Raw genomic sequence first — 17,106 nt, 5'->3', positions numbered from 1 at the left:
TGCTTATTTTATGTACATTTAATTCTATAACTTATACTTATTAAATCATAATAAAATTTGAGTTGGCTTATGAGTAAAGATTCTGCTGATGACACCACCGTGTCTGCTCCTTCAGGCAAAGATGGTCCACAAATAGCAGCGGTGATAGACGCCGATCCCGAACAGTATTTGTACGCAAAATTTGAATTTGTAACCAACGCGGATAACGTGCAGACTGTTAGAAGGGGAGATACGAAAGAGGATGGAACACCCATAAATGGCATCTTTACTGCCGGTATGACCGACTGTGTCGCCCTGGCTTTAATTATCCGTAATCAGAAAGGGGAGATTACACAAATCTCGATGATGCATGTGCCCGGCGGAATTGCGTCTTCTACCTTTGAAAAAGATAATGAGCACACGCCATCTGACATTATCGATAACATGCTTAAGAAGGTACCGGAAGACTCACACATCGAGGTCGTTATTGGCTGGAGCAAAGAGCATTACGAACATAGTTTCAAAGAAAATTTACTTGATGAAGACCTCGCCAATGCTATCGAAGGAGTGATTACTAAAAAAAAATATAAGCTTGATAAAATCGAAACCTACTGGGGGAAACAAAATAATCTGAGTGGAAGCGCTTTCAGTTTTGGCATCAATCTTCAGGGCGAGCGAGGAGAATTTAAAAACTGCCGTGGTAATTGTGCTAAGGAAGTGGAATCGCGGATCAAAAAAACTGATTCTCCAAGCACCCCATCAATGGCAGCCTTCATGTTGAATTGGGCTCGAACTATTCGAGATAAAGTATTCTTTAATGACATAAAAAAGAAACTTGCTGATGCACAAAACCCGACTTTTGATGAAGTAAAAAAAATCAGCTTTGACTACAGCAAAGCCGAACTGCCATTAAACGATATGGTTAAATTAAAAGAAATGATGGTGCTGGCCCGAGATAAAAATGATTCCAGGCTCTGGGCTACCATTAAAGACGCCCTGGTCGAGCAGATTCAAAACAGCGCCGATAAAGCTACCGCAGTGGCTGAGCGAAAAGAATTATTATCCATGCATTTTAAGGGTAAAGACAGTAATGGAGAATATAAAGGCAGCTGGCTTTGCCAAAAGTTTAATGGCGGTGAAACCGCTCACTGGCGTCAGGTAAAGCAATTTGAGGGCTCAGCGCAGGCGGTCATGCAAAAATCGACTGACATGAAAGCGCAACTCAGACTTTCAAACCCGGCTCCTGACACCCAGCCCCTGCTGGACTCGGACAATAAAGAGGAGCAAAGGGATACAGCAAGCTTTAGCACCTAGACTTAATGTCGTAGGATACCGGCATTTTGTTTTTTAAATCAGGATAGTATACTAGGCGCTTTTCCTTCTGAAGCACCAGCATGACTGAACTATTTCACAACGCTCTCACTTTTATTAACAGTACCAAGCTGCTCAGCTCGCTTTATGCAGCCGGCTTAATCGTGGTCGGCTACATTGTAGCACAACGAGTAAGCACCATGACTAATCACTCCATCAGCAAACGCTTTTCCCGGCATCATGCCTTACTGATCAGCCGCATTGTATTTTATATTATTCTCGGATTATTTGCCGTATCCAGCCTGCAGCATCTCGGGTTCAAGCTTGGGGTATTGCTGGGAGCGGCAGGTATTTTTACAGTCGCTATCAGTTTTGCCTCGCAAACCGCGGCCTCCAATCTAATCAGCGGCATTTTTTTATTGTTTGAGCATCCCTTTAAAGTAGGCGATACCATCGAACTTAAGGGTATTAATGGGGTGGTAGAGTCCATTGACTTACTCTCAACCAAGTTACGGACCTCCGATAATAAGCTTATCCGCATTCCAAATGAGGTGCTCATTAAATCTGAATTAGCCAATCTGAACTATTTTGACACACGCCGCATTGATTTAATTATTGGGGTGGCTTATCAAAGTAATATCAACGAAGTTAAAGCCACATTACTTGATATTGCCAGCCACTGTGCTCAAGTGCTAAAAGATCCTGCCCCCAATGTAAATATTAATAACTTTGCAGACTCTGCAATTGAGCTAAAATTCATGGTATGGGTTAAAACAGAAGATCACTCGGCAGTTAAAAATCAACTGCAGGAAATTATTAAAGAAAAGTTTGATCTCAAAGGGATTGAAATGCCCTTCCCGCAGGTCACCATTCACCGCGTTTAAATAACAGGATGACAGCATGACGATTGCCTTACTTGCGACTGGGGATGAAATCATCAATGGAGATACCCTTAACAGCAATGCCCATTATTTGGCCCATGCCCTGAGTTCGGAAGGGCTGACGGTCGGACGGCATATGTCTTGTAGTGATAGCCAGGCAGATATTCATGAATGCATCCAGTTTTTAGCAAAAGATCATTCCATTCTCATTATTATTGGCGGCTTGGGTCCTACCTCAGATGACCGGACACGCTTTGCCCTCGGTCAATTCATGGGAACCCCTCTGATAGAATTCCCGAAAGCTTTGGAGCATGTACAAAATCGTCTGCTAAGAAGCAAGCTCGCCTTGACTGAGGGCAACCGGCAACAGGCCAAATTCCCTCCACAAGCTGTGCTATTACCGAATCCTAATGGTACCGCCCTGGGTTGTTTATGCGAGTGGAATGGGCAATTATTTTTTTTACTTCCCGGCCCGCCGCGAGAATGCCATCCCATGTTTAACGAACATGTGCTTCCCAGATTACAATCAACAGACCATGAAAATACCCGATTACTGAAATGGCGAGCGTTTGGTGTTGCGGAAGGCCAGATTGCCCAGCAACTGGATGATGCGTTGAAAAATATAGATTGTGTTACCGGTTATCGTCTGGAAACGCCCTATGTCGAATGCAAGGTCCGCTGCAAGCCTGAACTCATCGCAGAGGTTAATACTATTGTAGAACCTATTCTAAGACCCCATTTAATTACCCGAAGTGATAAAAAAGCATCGGAAGAATTTATTATGGCTCTTTGTGAATCAGGGATAAAGCTTGCCGTCATCGACAAAGCAACGGGCGGCCATCTGCAGACTCTCATACATAAACCCGAAAACCGGGAGCAACTCCGATTTCATGATCATAGCGAAGCTGATCTGCACTTTGAGATTACAGGATTAAGCGAGTACTGGCAGCAAAGCCCGAATAGCGGCACAACCCAGTTGACAATCCACTGGCGCCGGGAAGACGAGCAAGGCAGTGAAACACATAGCCTCCCCTATCGCAGCGCCCTGGTAGTTCACTCAGCGACGGAATGGCTATGCTTCCGTATGCTTCATCTCATCAATCAGCTGCATAAGTGAATAACAAAGCTGTTGGGTGCCCTCTCCGGTCATCGCAGAAATCTGGAATACTTTGTCAGTCCAGTTTAAACCTTGAATCACTTTGTTAATGGCAGCCTCTCTTTCCTCTGGATCAGGAAGCATGTCAATTTTATTGAGCACCAGCCAGCGAGGCTTTTGCAATAAGACAGGATCATACTCACCCAGTTCATGAATGATTGTTTTTGCCGCTTCCACTGGGTCACTCTCATCTACAGGCGCCATATCGATTACATGCAGCAAAATACAAGTGCGTGCCAAATGCCTTAAAAAACGATGCCCAAGACCAGCCCCTTCGGCGGCACCTTCTATCAGACCAGGAATATCGGCCATCACAAAACTTTTATGCGATGAAACACTCACCACCGCTAAACTGGGATGCAAGGTCGTAAAGGGATAATCGGCAACTTTGGGTCTTGCTGCAGAGACCGCACGAATCAGGGTGGATTTACCCGCATTAGGAAGCCCTAAAAGGCCGACATCGGCCAAAACCCTCAACTCCAGCCGCAGATGGCGGGATTCGCCGGGCGTACCGGGTGTGGTCTGACGGGGAGCGCGATTGACGCTGCTTTTGTAACGGGTATTTCCCAAACCATGAAAACCGCCCTGAGCTACCAGCAATTGCTGGCCGTTCTCACTCACATCGCCCAGTAACTCACGCGAATCCACATCATAAACCAGAGTTCCTACTGGAACAGGGATGACTAAATCCTCTCCCCGCTTGCCCGTGCAATTTCCGCCCATTCCCGGTTGACCGTTTTCAGCTTTAAAATGTCTTTGGTAGCGAAAATCGACCAGGGTATTCAGGCTGCTATTGCCTTCCAGGTAAACACAGCCGCCATCGCCGCCATCACCACCGTCTGGTCCGCCGCGAGGAACAAATTTTTCGCGCCTGAAGCTCAGACAACCATGACCGCCATTACCAGCATCCACTTTAATGAGGGCTTCATCAACAAATTTCATGTTTTCTTACCCAAAATGAAAAAAAAAGCCCCGGTAGCGGGGCTTAAAGCTATTGTCCTGCATGAGCAGATTATGCCTGCTCTTCTACCGCCTGGACATTAACAAATTTACGATTTTTGACGCCTTTTACATTGAACTCAACGTAACCGGTAACCAAAGCATACAATGTATGATCGCGGCCACAACCCACGCCAACGCCTGGGTGGAAACGTGTACCACGCTGACGCACAAGGATTTCTCCCGCATTCACAAATTGACCGCCAAAGCGTTTTACACCAAGATACTTGGGATTCGAGTCACGTCCGTTACGCGTACTACCACCCGCTTTCTTATGAGCCATTTCTCTCCCCTCTACTTGCTGATCGCAGTAATTTTAACCTGCGTATAATATTGTCGGTGCCCCATTTGTTTCATATGGTGCTTACGACGTCTGAATTTAATAATCTTAACCTTTTTGTGTCGGCCATGTTCAAGCACTTCAGCAGTTACAGAGGCATTGGATATTAAAGGAGAGCCGCAAGTCACCTTATCGCCGTCTGTCAGCATTAGCACTTCGCTAAAGTTGATTTCTTTGCCAACGTCTGCGGTCAGCAATTCTAATTTTAAAACATCGCCTTCTTTGACACGGTACTGCTTACCGCCGCTCTTAATTACCGCATACATAGCTCTTCTCCCACTCGCCACATTTGGCTTACACAAGTTCAACAAAGTGGCATATTCTATGAAATTAATGCCCTGACTTCAAGTTGTATTTAAATTATTGTATACTTCCCTGCCCATCCATTTTAGCATTTTCCCTGGTCGCGGGCAAAATGTCGGGTAAATTTGACGATTTTTATTTTATTTGGAGATTTTTTAATGCCTATTTTACTGGAAGCCGAATCAAGAACTGATATGGGAAAAGGTGCGAGCCGCCGCCTGCGTCGTCTTGAAAATAAAGTTCCCGCCATTCTTTACGGCGGCGACAAAAAACCACAAACAATCCATTTATTACATAATAAAGTGATCAAGGCACTTGAACAGGAAAGTATTTATTCAAGTATTTTTGATCTGAAAGTGGATGGCAAGGTTGAGCACGTTATTCTGAAGGATTTGCAACGTCATCCCTACAAGCCTATTGTTCTGCATATGGATTTACAACGTGTTTCTGCTAAAGATGTACTGATTAAACACGTTCCTGTTCACTTCACAAACGAACAGCAATGCAAAGCAGTTAAAGCCGGCGGTATTGTCAACCACACGATGACCCAAGTTGAAGTTCGTTGCCAGGCTAAAGATTTACCTGAATTTATTGAAGTGGATTTGTCCAGCATGGTAATGGACCAGGTAATTCATTTATCTGACCTGAAATTGCCTAAAGGCGTTCAACTTACTGTTGACCTGGCAGACGGCACTCACAATCATCCAGTAGTCAGCATTCATGCTCCCCGAGGCAGTGCAGGCGATGCGGAAGAAGGTGAATCCGCAGAAGCAGCAGAATAAATTTGTTTTGGAAGAGGCGAGCCCGCCTCTTCCCTGATTTTGCTTATTTTATGACTATTAAACTAATAATTGGCCTTCGCAACCCGGGTTCGGCCTATGTGCCTACTCGACATAATGCCGGCGCCTGGTTCGTGGAAGCTTTAGCACAACATTTTGATTTGGCTTTCAAAACTGAAAAGAAATTAAACGCTGAGCTGGCAACGTTGGATGGTCGCTGCCGACTCCTCCTTCCACTAACCTTTATGAATAACAGCGGTCTCCCAGTGCGGGAAGTTGCCCAGTTTTATCGTATAAAACCTGAAGAGATTCTGGTTGTTCATGATGAGCTTGATTTGCCTGCGGGCCGAATTAAGCTGAAATCGGGTGGAGGACATGGCGGACATAATGGCTTGCGCGATATTATCGCTCATCTTGGCAGCCAGGCGTTTCATCGTCTGCGAGTGGGAATTGATCACCCAGGCCACAAAGATTTGGTGCTTAATTATGTGCTGGGTAAACCATCGCAGAATGACAAGCAATTAATTCTGGAAGCAATTGATCGGGCTATCCAGGCTGCACCGACCATTATTGACGGCAATATTGCTGCGGCAATGAATGTCATTAATGGATAATAACTCATCGACTGATGAGTTTCATTGATTTTGAAGTGAGGTTACTATGGGATTTAAATGCGGTATCGTCGGCTTACCCAATGTCGGCAAATCGACATTATTCAACGCGCTGACCAAGGCAGGAATTGAAGCAGCTAACTATCCTTTCTGTACCATAGAACCTAATGTGGGCATTGTAACCGTTCCCGATCCCCGCCTTGATGCGCTTAGTGCTATTGTAAAACCTCAGCAAACCCTGCCGACGACCATGCAGTTTGTTGATATCGCAGGATTAGTTAAGGGCGCTGCCAAAGGAGAAGGGCTTGGAAATCAATTCCTGGCCAATATTCGTGAGACAGACGCAATTGCCCATGTGGTCCGCTGTTTTGATAATTCCGATGTAATTCATGTTGACGGGCGTGTAGATCCGCTGTCTGACATTGAAATCATTAATACGGAGCTGGCGCTTGCCGATATGGAAACCGTCGATAAAGCCATCATGAAATCCGCAAAAAACAGCAGGAGCGGCAATAAGGAAGCGCTTTTTGAAAAACAGACTCTTGAGAAAATTAAAACCCATCTCGATGAGGGAACCCCGGTAAGAACCCTGGCATTAACCAATGAAGAAGAGCAAATTATCAAACGGCTCTTCCTGTTAACAGCCAAGCCGGTGCTCTATATTGCCAATGTAAGCGATGAAGGTCAGGAAAATAATCCTTATCTTGATAAGGTCAAAGAGCTGGCCGCCAGCGAAAATGCCAAAGTGGTTGCTCTATGTGCATCAACCGAATCAGATCTGATTGATTTGGATGATGAAGAGCGTCTTGAATACATGAATGAACTCGGTATTTCCGAGCCTGGCTTGAATCGGGTAATTCGTGCAGGCTATGACTTACTGGGCTTGCAAACCTATTTCACTGCTGGCGTTAAAGAAGTCCGTGCCTGGACAGTGGCGAAAGGAGCGACAGCACCACAGGCAGCCGGCGTTATTCACACCGATTTTGAAAAAGGCTTTATTCGCGCGGAAGTGATTGCTTATGAAGATTTTATTCAGAATCGTGGCGAGCAAGGTGCGAAGGAAGCCGGTAAACTGCGGTTGGAAGGCAAAGACTATATTGTTCGCGATGGCGATGTGATGCATTTTAGATTTAATGTCTGATACCTGTAGCTATCTATCGATACGAAATAGCTTTCTCTTCAGGATCAACAGAGCTCAGGAAACATTCTCCGGCCCTTCTACCCTACGTACCGCGACTTGTTCGCGGTATCCAGAAATGCCTGTATACACGCTTCAAGCTGGATGCCTCGGACAAGCCGAGGCACGTAGGAAGGTGGAACGCATAAGGACCGGAATACTTCAATTAATGATTAATTACCTCACTAATTTCATAAATTTTCCGCTCTACACTATAAAGTCCTTTAAAATCATCAGGTACTTCACTGCGCATTGCTGCTGCCTGATTTTCCAGATAGGACTGATAGGCCAGATAGTTTTTCACATAATAGTCGACCTTGATTTTTTTCCATGTAACCGCTTCTGTTTCGATGCAGGTCAATACTTCGGCTTTTAGAAAACCTTCAATATCAAGTAATTTACCGACATGCGTGTTGAGCCATACCATGTATTTATCGAATATATCCGGATGGATTTCCACGCTGATTTCATATTTAATCATGGCGTCTCTGCCTAGCTGCTTACCGCATTATAAGAACCTGCCAGATAATTATTATTGACCTGACGGGTCATTAAGTAATAATTAATTAGCTCCGCAAGATTCTTCATTCCCAGTTTCCTCATGATATTCGCCCGATGAATTTCTACTGTGGAAAGCGCAATATTGAGGGTGTAGCCGATCTCTTTGTTCATTTTGCCATTAATAACATATTCCAAAACTTCTTTTTCCCGAGGCGTTAATTTCATCATATCGTCTTTAAATCGGGTGACCGTATTACACAAGGGAATAGCAGCAAATGACTTCTGCACAGCAGCCAGCAGTTGCTGGTTGTTAAATGGCTTGGGGATGAAATCGAACGCGCCAATTTTCATGGCTCTTACAGCCATTTCAATATCACCATGCGCAGTAATAAAAATAACAGGCAGTAAATTTTTGCTTTGCGTCAAACTCTCCTGTAACTCCAATCCCCCCATGTTTGGAAGCCGTACATCCAGAATGATACAGCCATTCTGAATCTCGCCTCTTTGAAAAGCTTCCAGAAAAAGATAGGGATCATTGTAACAAACCACCTCAATTTGCACCGATTCAAACAAGGCCATAAGCGCTCTGCTGATGGAAAGATCATCTTCTACCAGATAGACGCAAAAATTCGATTTATGCATTGATTTGACTTCCTGAATCATCAATTATTGCGTATCTTAAAGAGATTAATATCGCTTGACAATTCATTTTTAGCGCGGGCTCGCGTATAAAAGATATTTCGTTTGAGCCATTATCAAGGTGATTTAATATTGAAAGTTATGGTCATGGGTAACGCTGAAAAAACTAATTCCATTCCTGATGCTGAGCAAATGATGCGTTGCTTACATCAGTTGTCTGTGCAAAGCACAAGTAACAAAAACCTCTACTCTCTTCTCCAGGAGCATCTGGCACTTATTATCCAGCTGTTCAAAGTGTCTTATGTCCAATTGAGCCTGCAGGATGCGGATACTCATCAGGTGCTTGTAGAAGTGGGTGAAAACCTGAGCGTTAATCCCGCTTCCATTTTGCGCTTAAGTCAAAAAGCTGAAAGAATCCAGAATAGTTTCTATATTGATAATCCCCTGCTCACAGAGGGTATTGCAAACCGCCTTATACTCATTCCTTTGTTAAGCTCAGCAAAAACCGCCTTGGGCAATCTTTTAATTTATTGGCCGCATACTCAGAAACCGAATGATATGAGCATCTCCTGTCTTGAGTTAATTGCTTATCATACCGGCAATTTATTACAGCAACGTGAAATTGAAAGTCTCTCCAGTCTTTATAAAACCACGGCAACCGAGGAAGGTTATGCCAAAAAGCTTTTTTTAGCCGCTCTTTCTCATGATCTTCGCTCACCGCTAACTTCAATTTTGACTTGGGCCCAATTACTTAAAACAACCTCATCTCCTCCGGATAAGTTAAAAACCGGTTTAAATTTTATTGAAGAAAGTGCACTTAGACAAAATAAGATTATTGATAATCTTATTCATATTTCCGAAGTGCTTTTAAATAAAACACCCATGGAATTTGAGTTCACTGATGTCAATTCCATTCTTAACAAATCCCTGCAATCAGTAATTTCGCTGGTACAAAACAGAAACCTGCAAGTTAAGAAATGTCTGACGCCGCACCCGCTCATAATCCGCGCGGACTCGTTTCAGATTAAACAGGTTTTTTGTAATTTGCTGGCCAATGCAATTAAATTCAGTTTTGAAAGCGGAGAGTTATTGATCAAAACAGAGCATTTGGTTTTAAATAAAAAGAGTTATGCCCAGATCGTGTTCGAGGATCATGGCGTGGGTATGAAAAAAGAACAATTAACAAGAATTCTTCGACTATTCAATGAGGACAATGGCATAAAGGCTAAAGAGGGAATGGGAATCGGCCTTGCATTTTCTGCCTATCTGGTCAAATTACACAGCGGCTTTATGGACGCTGAAAGTAAGGGAGAGAATAAAGGCTCTATTTTCAAAGTCATGATACCGCTCGTTTGATTATACATAGTGGTTAACCATTAGCGCAAAGATAAAAACCTGTATTTTTTGATTGATAAGAACAGGTTATCGTTTCAGTTCTTCTTTAGAATTCAAGGCATTGAGGAAATAGAATGACTGAACGATTAACAGGTAAGGTAAAATGGTTTGATCCCAAAAAAGGTTTTGGATTTATCCATGCTGAGGGGCAAGACTATTTTGTGCATTTTCGTAATATTCAAGCGACAGGATTCAGAACATTGACTGAAGGAGCTGAAGTGAGTTTTTCTCCTTGTAAGGAAGATAAGGGATTGAAAGCATGCGAAGTAGAAATTATTAACCCGGCCTGAATTTGAAAATGCGATGAGAAATTAAACATTTGTTAGAGACAAGGAGAGCTCTAGTTAAAATGGAAATTTTGAAACTAAATGCTTTACAGGGGCCAAATTACTGGTCAACTACACATACCCGTTTAATAGTCCTCGAACTGGACTTGTTAAACTACGAGACGCGTCCAAGTAACTCACTTCAGGGGTTTACTGACGCCTTGGAAAGATTATTCCCTTCTCTGGCAGAAAATCCCTCTTCGGATAGTTGCGAGGGGGGATTTTTGCAAAGACTGCGAAGAGGTATCCCCTTAAGCAGCGTCATTGAGCAAGTCGCTCTTGAATTACAATCTCTGGCCGGCATGACCTGCAGTTTCGGCAGAACGCAATATATTGCCAGCAGGGGCGTGTACCAGATTATTTTCAGTTATGAATTAGAGGAAGCAGGTTTATACGCGGCTAAAACTGCAGTCTCTATCGTCGAGTGTCTGGCGCTCTGCAAGCCGTATCTATGTCTGGAAAACGATCTGTCCTATCTGAAACAAATCCGACTACTTGCCAGTCCAGCCCCAGGTATTCTTTCTATTTTAAAAGAAGCAGAGAAAAGAAATATTCCTTATTATCGGCTTGATAATGAACCTTTCTATCGGCTTGGACAAGGATGCAATCAAAGGCTTCTTTGCGCAACCCTGGGCTCTCAGAATAGCAGTATCGGTGTTGATAATGCTTATGATGAGACAGCAGCAAAAAAAATTCTGGCTTCTCAGGGTATACCAGTTATTCAAAGCTCGAGCGTCAAGGGTCACAACTTTATCTTTTTAGTCATTAATTTCAAACTAGCCGCGGTGATCAAACAGAATCAGCCAATCACCGATAGCAAAGACGATAATGAAATGACCTCGATGGAGGTTACGGCCCAGACCCATACCTCCTTTGTCTTCCTTGCGGAACGTGTTGCGAGACTAATGCATCTCCACTTATGTGAAGTAGTTATAGTGAGTGAAGATATTCGTTTACCACTTAATGAAACCAGCAAAGCAATCTTTCAAGTGAACGCCGCTCCTCGCATTGATCAGTATCCTTTTGTAAAACATATTGCAGCATCTGTTATTGATATGCTCTATCCGCCTCATCAATCTTCACGCATTCCCATTGTTGCTTTAACCGGTGTCAAGGGGCAACCGGGACTGGCCCAATTAATCGCATCAATGGCGGATAAATACGATTTTTCAAGTGGATTTACATCTGTTAACGGAGCCTGTATCGCTGGACAGCCAATTACCCTCACCAATGACAAGCCATTTAATCAGGCGAGAGCAGTATTAAGGGATCCGGCCGTAAACTTTGCGGTTTTTGAATGCGATGCCGAAAGCATCTATGATTTCGGTCTGGCTTTTGATCACTGTGATATCGGCATCGTAATGAATGTTGCAGAAGAAAGCTCAGCTTTTGCACGAGCCAAAGAAGCCATACTCCGCAGCGTCCACTCTAAGGGCTACTGCATTTTAAATGCAGACAATGATCTGGTTTATTCCATGCGAACAATTCCTGATTGCCCAGTGGCATTATTCAGTCTAAATGCCGATAATTTAAGAATCAACGAACACTGCCAACAAAATGGACTGTCCGCTTATCTTGAGGACCACTTCCTAATCGTTAGGAAAGGCAACAAAATCAAATGCCGCATTTACCTGCCTGAAATAACTGAGAGCTGCCTGGCTCAAAATATCCTGACCACAGTATTAGTGTTTGCTTGTTTTGAGTTTAATCTGGACTCTATCGATCAAAAACTTGCCAGCATTCTGGAGAGAGAAAAATCTGCGCCTCGCTTGTCCGATGTTGTTCTTGAATAAGCGCAGCGCAGTCGGCTCAGCGCTAGTGAGTTAAGGCAAGCAAGTCTGCCAGATCATTAGCATGATCCTCTTCTTCCTCCAGAATCACTTCCAGCATGCGTCGTGTGGTGGGATCTTCCTGCCCAAACCAGGCGATTAATTTGCGATAGACCATAATCGCAATTCGCTCAGCAACCAGATCATCCTCAATCATACCGCGCAAATCGGTACTGGAACCGAACTCTGTAGCAGAACGTGAAAGGATGTTGGCAGGATTAAAATCCGGGTCACCTCCCAGCTGATTAATTCGCTCAGCAATCATCAGCATATGATGCTCTTCCTGCTGCGCATGCTCTTCAAATTCCGCAGCCACCTGGATGTAATCAATGCCTTTGGCAATTATCTGATGGTGTCGATAGCGCAGCACACATAAGATTTCTGTCGCCAAGGCATCATTTAACAACTTGCAGGCCTGCGTTAAATCAAGCGGATAGTCACAGGTCACCGCACCGTCCTGTAGGCTATTTCTTGCTTCGTTTCGTATTTCCTGCAGATTATAGGGAAAAGTAACCTGTTCAGTGTCTTTCATTATCTATCCTTGATTAGACGCTTTATAAAACATTATAGACAATATTTAATAGCAGCAAACAAATAAAATACATTCTGATGCTAAGGAAAACCACTAATAAATCCTGTAAATTCCACTATTTATAAATAAATACAAACAAGAGATGATAAATAATACTCGTTTTCCCTTAAATCGCGCTAACCATGACAAACGCTACTGTACAATTAACGGAGTAAATTTTATGACAGATAAAATTAAAGGAAAGGTTAAATGGTTTAATGCCAAGAAAGGTTATGGATTTATTATGGCCAATAATGAGGATTATTTCGTTCATTTTCGAGAGATTCAGTGTACGGGTTTTCGCACTCTGATAGAAGGCTCGGAAGTGACCTTCGTTGCTGAGCACACCGCAAGGGGGCCACAAGCTTTGAATGTTGAAATTACAGGCTCTGAGACACGGAATTAAAAGCAGGTTTACAGAGCGGCAATACCCTGCGTGTTTCATTTTTTATAAATACTTGATTTCTCTTTTGCTGCCCCAGAAAATTTCCCGCCTGGCGGGAAATTAAACTGGCTCCTTTCATCAGGAACTAATAAGAAGAACCACTTGAACTGCCACTTCCTGTCCCAGTACTACCTGTTCCAGGATTTGTTGTATCTGTACCTGTTCCTGTGCTGTCAGTTCCAGGATTGGTTGTACCTGTTCCAGTTCCGGTATTATTGGTTCCAGGATTGGTTGTGCCTGTGCCGGTATTATCGGTCCCAGGATTGGTTGTAGTATTGGCGTCAGTACCCGTTCCTGTAGTTCCTGTCGTGGAATCGGTTCCATTAGTTCCTGTTCCCGTGCTGCCTGTACCTGTTGTAGTGGAGGTGCCCGTGTTTGTCGTGCTGGTTGCATCGGTGCCGGTTGTTGTGGTGGAATTCGTAGTGCTGCCTGTGTTGGCATGCAGAGAAAATGCCATCGCGGCGAATAGAAATGCTATCATCCTTTTCATACTCATCTCCTAATTATGAATTTTTATTTACAAGATCATTTTGATTTATTGAATTGAACGGCGGATCTGGACAGAACTATCATTTGTCCTTAATTGTTCTCACCTTTAAGTTTAGTACAAAATAACCGGAGCAGCCGCCAGTTTATAAAACTATTTCAGCCGGAGAAATTATTTTATGATAGACTAAGCTCAATTTAATCCATACCAGGAGTAAGAATGGAAAGCATGTTCACCTGTCTTGTTCTATTATTTATCCTGGTTATTTCGGGCGTGGTTTCCCGACTATTACCGTCATTACCCTCGCCTCTGGTACAAATTGCTCTGGGAGCGATTGCCAGCAGCCTCTCCCCCAACTTTTACATTGGCTTTAACCCTGAACTGTTCATGCTGTTGTTCATACCCCCATTGTTATTCAGTGACAGCTGGCATTTTCCCAAAAGAGAGTTCTTTTCCAATACCCGGCCAATTATTATGCTCTCTATCGGGCTCGTATTTTTTACAGTCGCCGGCATGGGGTATTTGCTTCACTGGCTTGAACCCTCAATCCCTTTAGCAGCCTGCTTCGCATTGGCCGCAGCTTTATCGCCTACTGACGCGGTTTCTTTAAAATCAATGACAAGCAAAACCGGAATGCCAGAGCGTTTGCGGCATATTCTGCAAGGCGAGGCATTATTAAATGATGCCTCTGGTCTTGTTTCTTTTAAATTTTCAGTTACCGCGATGCTGACCGGTTTCTTTTCCTTTACTAATGCCACTATCAGTCTGCTTCTGGTGGGATTAGGAGGAATTATCATTGGGATTCTGCTGACCTATTTATTCATTGCTGCACTTGGACAGTTAAGCCGTCGAAACGCCAGTGAAACGACCACCGAAAACCTGCTGCTTTTACTTTTGCCTTACGCAGCCTATCTTGCCGCCGAGCATTTAGGGTGCTCAGGCATTATTGCCGCAGTTGCTGCCGGCTTTACGCTCGATCAGGCCGGTTTTCTGGATAAGACAATGGCTATCATGCGTATTGAAGGCCGCTTTGTCTGGGGTATGCTTGAGACTACTTTAAATGGCATCATTTTCATTTTACTGGGTTTGTATTTACCCAACTCCTTTCAAATCATTGCCTATACCGGAACCAGCCTGTCCAATTGCTTCCTGATTATTGCATTGATTACCTGCTCTCTGATTGCGCTTAGGGCACTCTGGATTTATCTGACCTTGCCTTTTGAAGCAATGATAGCGAGACGAAAACAGGCAGAGTGGAAAATCCCCAATTTGAAAATTGTAACCGCCATAGCATTTGGCGGTATTCGCGGAGCTATCGCTTTAGCAGCAATCCTTTCATTACCTACCTGGATGCCTGACGGCTCACCCTTCCCCATGAGGGATCTTTTAATCAGCGTGGTCGTGGGTGTCGTACTCTGTTCCCTGTTATTGAGTGCCATAGTACTGCCTCTCATTATTCCTAGCCTGCGTTCTCTAATTATTGAATCGCCAGATGATGAAGAATTTCAGGCACGAATCGCTGCCGCTCAGGCTGGTATTCATGCTATAGAACAGGAATTGGCTCAACTGGCCGAAAACTTAAATGAAGAAGAACTCAATTTGTGTACACAAGTGGGCAAAACACTTACCGCTTCCCTGAGTCAATTCGTTTCTTCCAGTGTCGGCGGAGAAACAGAGAAAATGGCGAGTCTGAAAGCACTTGATTTTGAAGAATCTTTACGGCTGGCAGCCCTGGAAGGCGCTCGCAAAGAGCTAAGGCAGTTGCGAAAAAAGGGGCGAATTAATAATTCCACGATGATTGGCATTATCAACTTACTGGATATTCGCCAGCTTTCCCTGGTGGATAATTACAGACAATCTCAATTAAAAAAAATCAAGCGCTGAAGACGGCTCATTTTCCAGAACTGAGCAAGTGAGAGCTGCTATCATTGAGCCTCGCCAGTAATTCAGTCGTTATCAGCTCTCCCTCCATCTGCCCGCTTATCATTTCAGAGGAGGTCAGATAACTCAACCCTAAAGCCAGCTCTTTAATTTCCGAGCCCATTTCCTGTGAGAGATACTGGCGAATACGATCGATTAAAGCCAGACAACCCTCTCGGTCTGTCATTGGCAACAGAAAAAACATAGTACCTTCCATCCTGGAGGATAAATCACTTTCGCGAAAGATTTGGCGCAATTTTTTAAAAAATTGTCCCATAGCCCGCTCGGTATTAACAATCCCTTTCTCATGCAGTAATTGATCTTCATTGAGAATGCGCAAGGTCATTATACTGAAATACCAGGTGTTATAACGTTCTGCCAGTTTGGCTTGCCAGGATACAATCGCCATAAAAACGATATAGTCAATGACATTAAAAAACTGGTGAAAATTGTGATAAATTTCCTTTTCTATGCCTTGTACCAGATATTCAGCTCTCCTGGTTAGTGAATAGTCGTACAAAAATCGTGTTTTCAATTCGTCAATAAAAAAAAGACGCTGACAAACCAGACACATCATATTCACTTCCGCTTCAGCAAAAAAGTGACCACAATCCATGCACATTTTATCTTCGACAGGCTTATCATAATCCACACCCAATTCTTCGAGCTTGGTATTACATCGGCTGCAAATCAATCGCTCCCGGCGAAGAAACTCTGGAACAGGCCCTATTTTGCCGCAAGTATAACAATGAACAAAATTCTGTAATTTAATACGAATCGAATGGCAGCTGGGGCAGGAATTTTTTAAATTTAACAGACCGGAACTACAGAAACTGCAAATCTTGATTTCATCAATCAAATTATGCTGAGAAAGAATATCCCTTAAGACCAAATCCTCGAGAAATTCCCAGTCATCCCTTTTCTCCTCTGGAGAAGAAAACAGAGTAATTAATGGAAAATAATAGACATAAGGATTTTGATAACTAATCTGACCTCTTAATTTTAATTCAGGACGTGTGTAAAGATAGGTACTGAGCATTACCTCTTTCTCTTCTGACAAAAGCACATTCCCCGGAATTTTTTTTAAACGCTGATGAATCGCATGCGCTTTAGTCAATAATTCATCGTCAGCCGAACCATCAAATAAGTCTTGAAGAGACTCGTCAATGTCTCCATGATAAAAAATAGGTGTATACCTATAAGTCGGAATCGAACGGAGTTCGCGCAACAAGGCAATCCACTCCTGCCGCTCTTTTTTAGACATTACAATGGCATAGGGTGATTGCTTGGGAAGCTCATTAATCTGCCCCACGATTTCCACCTTGAACGGTAAAAATTTATCGTCGCTAATATTGCTAATCATCCAAATTGATTGCGGATCATTTTTTGTCATTACGGTTATCCTGACTCAACTTTATATTTTGAGTTTAGACTATTTATATTTTCAATACCGCAAA

The 17,106-nt window shown here is 43.4% G+C and carries 19 protein-coding genes; 11 read left to right on the top strand and 8 right to left on the bottom strand.

The features are described 5' to 3' along the window. Nucleotides 1–69: 69 nt before the first annotated feature. The 3 genes from DYH61_RS03090 to DYH61_RS03080 all read left to right on the top strand — a co-directional run bounded on the left by DYH61_RS03090 (nucleotide 70) and on the right by DYH61_RS03080 (nucleotide 3,288). Nucleotides 70–1,293, top strand: coding sequence for a hypothetical protein (locus tag DYH61_RS03090; RefSeq protein ID WP_058506379.1), 1,224 nt, complete (start codon nucleotides 70–72; stop codon nucleotides 1,291–1,293). Between the two features lie 80 nt (nucleotides 1,294–1,373). Beyond that, complete coding sequence (locus tag DYH61_RS03085; protein ID WP_058506378.1) at nucleotides 1,374–2,174, top strand: mechanosensitive ion channel family protein; 801 nt, start codon at nucleotides 1,374–1,376, stop codon at nucleotides 2,172–2,174. Between the two features lie 16 nt (nucleotides 2,175–2,190). Then, nucleotides 2,191–3,288: a competence/damage-inducible protein A gene (locus DYH61_RS03080; protein WP_058506377.1), complete on the top strand. Its 1,098-nt coding sequence runs from the start codon at nucleotides 2,191–2,193 to the stop codon at nucleotides 3,286–3,288. Here DYH61_RS03080 and cgtA read toward each other — a convergent pair. From cgtA to rplU, 3 genes are all read right to left on the bottom strand, one after another. Further along, nucleotides 3,244–4,269, bottom strand: a complete 1,026-nt coding sequence (cgtA, locus tag DYH61_RS03075) for an Obg family GTPase CgtA (protein WP_058506376.1) — start codon at nucleotides 4,267–4,269, stop codon at nucleotides 3,244–3,246. The genes DYH61_RS03080 and cgtA overlap by 45 nt on opposite strands. 70 nt (nucleotides 4,270–4,339) lie before the next feature. Further along, nucleotides 4,340–4,609, bottom strand: a complete 270-nt coding sequence (rpmA, locus tag DYH61_RS03070; protein WP_058506375.1) for a 50S ribosomal protein L27 — start codon at nucleotides 4,607–4,609, stop codon at nucleotides 4,340–4,342. A gap of 11 nt (nucleotides 4,610–4,620) precedes the next feature. After that, nucleotides 4,621–4,932: a 50S ribosomal protein L21 gene (rplU, locus tag DYH61_RS03065; RefSeq protein ID WP_058506374.1), complete on the bottom strand. Its 312-nt coding sequence runs from the start codon at nucleotides 4,930–4,932 to the stop codon at nucleotides 4,621–4,623. Nucleotides 4,933–5,127: 195 nt separating this feature from the next. On the opposite strand from rplU, the gene DYH61_RS03060 reads away from it, so the two are divergent. From DYH61_RS03060 to ychF, 3 genes are read left to right on the top strand one after another with little or no spacing between them, the layout of a single operon-like run. Next, nucleotides 5,128–5,751 carry a 50S ribosomal protein L25/general stress protein Ctc gene (locus DYH61_RS03060; protein ID WP_058506373.1) on the top strand — a complete coding sequence of 208 codons (624 nt, stop codon included), beginning with the start codon at nucleotides 5,128–5,130 and terminating at the stop codon, nucleotides 5,749–5,751. Nucleotides 5,752–5,801: 50 nt separating this feature from the next. Then, a complete protein-coding gene (pth, locus tag DYH61_RS03055; protein WP_058506372.1) occupies nucleotides 5,802–6,362 on the top strand; it encodes an aminoacyl-tRNA hydrolase in 561 nt (186 codons plus the stop codon). 46 nt (nucleotides 6,363–6,408) lie between these two features. Next, a complete protein-coding gene (ychF, locus tag DYH61_RS03050) occupies nucleotides 6,409–7,500 on the top strand; it encodes a redox-regulated ATPase YchF (protein ID WP_058506371.1) in 1,092 nt (363 codons plus the stop codon). A gap of 202 nt (nucleotides 7,501–7,702) precedes the next feature. Here the strand turns inward: ychF and DYH61_RS03045 are convergent, their stop codons facing one another. After that, nucleotides 7,703–8,017: a DUF4286 family protein gene (locus DYH61_RS03045; protein WP_058506370.1), complete on the bottom strand. Its 315-nt coding sequence runs from the start codon at nucleotides 8,015–8,017 to the stop codon at nucleotides 7,703–7,705. A gap of 11 nt (nucleotides 8,018–8,028) precedes the next feature. Then, nucleotides 8,029–8,679 carry a response regulator transcription factor gene (locus DYH61_RS03040; RefSeq protein WP_065236126.1) on the bottom strand — a complete coding sequence of 217 codons (651 nt, stop codon included), beginning with the start codon at nucleotides 8,677–8,679 and terminating at the stop codon, nucleotides 8,029–8,031. A 138-nt stretch (nucleotides 8,680–8,817) separates the two neighbouring features. Between DYH61_RS03040 and DYH61_RS03035 the strand changes: the two genes are divergently transcribed. From DYH61_RS03035 to DYH61_RS03025, 3 genes are all read left to right on the top strand, one after another. Beyond that, nucleotides 8,818–10,032 carry a sensor histidine kinase gene (locus DYH61_RS03035; protein ID WP_234999842.1) on the top strand — a complete coding sequence of 405 codons (1,215 nt, stop codon included), beginning with the start codon at nucleotides 8,818–8,820 and terminating at the stop codon, nucleotides 10,030–10,032. A 113-nt stretch (nucleotides 10,033–10,145) separates the two neighbouring features. After that, nucleotides 10,146–10,361: a cold-shock protein gene (locus DYH61_RS03030; protein WP_058506367.1), complete on the top strand. Its 216-nt coding sequence runs from the start codon at nucleotides 10,146–10,148 to the stop codon at nucleotides 10,359–10,361. Between the two features lie 59 nt (nucleotides 10,362–10,420). Further along, complete coding sequence (locus DYH61_RS03025) at nucleotides 10,421–12,190, top strand: cyanophycin synthetase family protein (RefSeq protein ID WP_058506366.1); 1,770 nt, start codon at nucleotides 10,421–10,423, stop codon at nucleotides 12,188–12,190. Between the two features lie 22 nt (nucleotides 12,191–12,212). Here DYH61_RS03025 and DYH61_RS03020 read toward each other — a convergent pair whose 3' ends face one another. Further along, a complete protein-coding gene (locus tag DYH61_RS03020) occupies nucleotides 12,213–12,758 on the bottom strand; it encodes a ferritin-like domain-containing protein (RefSeq protein WP_058506365.1) in 546 nt (181 codons plus the stop codon). A 220-nt stretch (nucleotides 12,759–12,978) separates the two neighbouring features. On the opposite strand from DYH61_RS03020, the gene DYH61_RS03015 reads away from it, so the two are divergent. Further along, complete coding sequence (locus DYH61_RS03015) at nucleotides 12,979–13,203, top strand: cold-shock protein (RefSeq protein ID WP_058506364.1); 225 nt, start codon at nucleotides 12,979–12,981, stop codon at nucleotides 13,201–13,203. A gap of 124 nt (nucleotides 13,204–13,327) precedes the next feature. Here the strand turns inward: DYH61_RS03015 and DYH61_RS03010 are convergent, their stop codons facing one another. Further along, a complete protein-coding gene (locus tag DYH61_RS03010; RefSeq protein ID WP_133129122.1) occupies nucleotides 13,328–13,732 on the bottom strand; it encodes a hypothetical protein in 405 nt (134 codons plus the stop codon). Between the two features lie 216 nt (nucleotides 13,733–13,948). On the opposite strand from DYH61_RS03010, the gene DYH61_RS03005 reads away from it, so the two are divergent. After that, on the top strand, nucleotides 13,949–15,613 hold the full coding sequence (locus DYH61_RS03005; RefSeq protein WP_058506362.1) for a Na+/H+ antiporter: 1,665 nt from the start codon (nucleotides 13,949–13,951) through the stop codon (nucleotides 15,611–15,613). Nucleotides 15,614–15,620: 7 nt separating this feature from the next. Here the strand turns inward: DYH61_RS03005 and DYH61_RS03000 are convergent, their stop codons facing one another. Then, nucleotides 15,621–17,042: a TackOD1 domain-containing metal-binding protein gene (locus DYH61_RS03000; RefSeq protein WP_058506361.1), complete on the bottom strand. Its 1,422-nt coding sequence runs from the start codon at nucleotides 17,040–17,042 to the stop codon at nucleotides 15,621–15,623. Nucleotides 17,043–17,106: the final 64 nt, after the last annotated feature.

Source organism: Legionella quinlivanii, assembly GCF_900461555.1.
In the GTDB taxonomy this organism is placed as follows: domain Bacteria; phylum Pseudomonadota; class Gammaproteobacteria; order Legionellales; family Legionellaceae; genus Legionella_C; species Legionella_C quinlivanii.
Note: the sequence above shows the minus strand (reverse complement) of the source record. Positions and strands in the feature narration are given on the sequence as shown.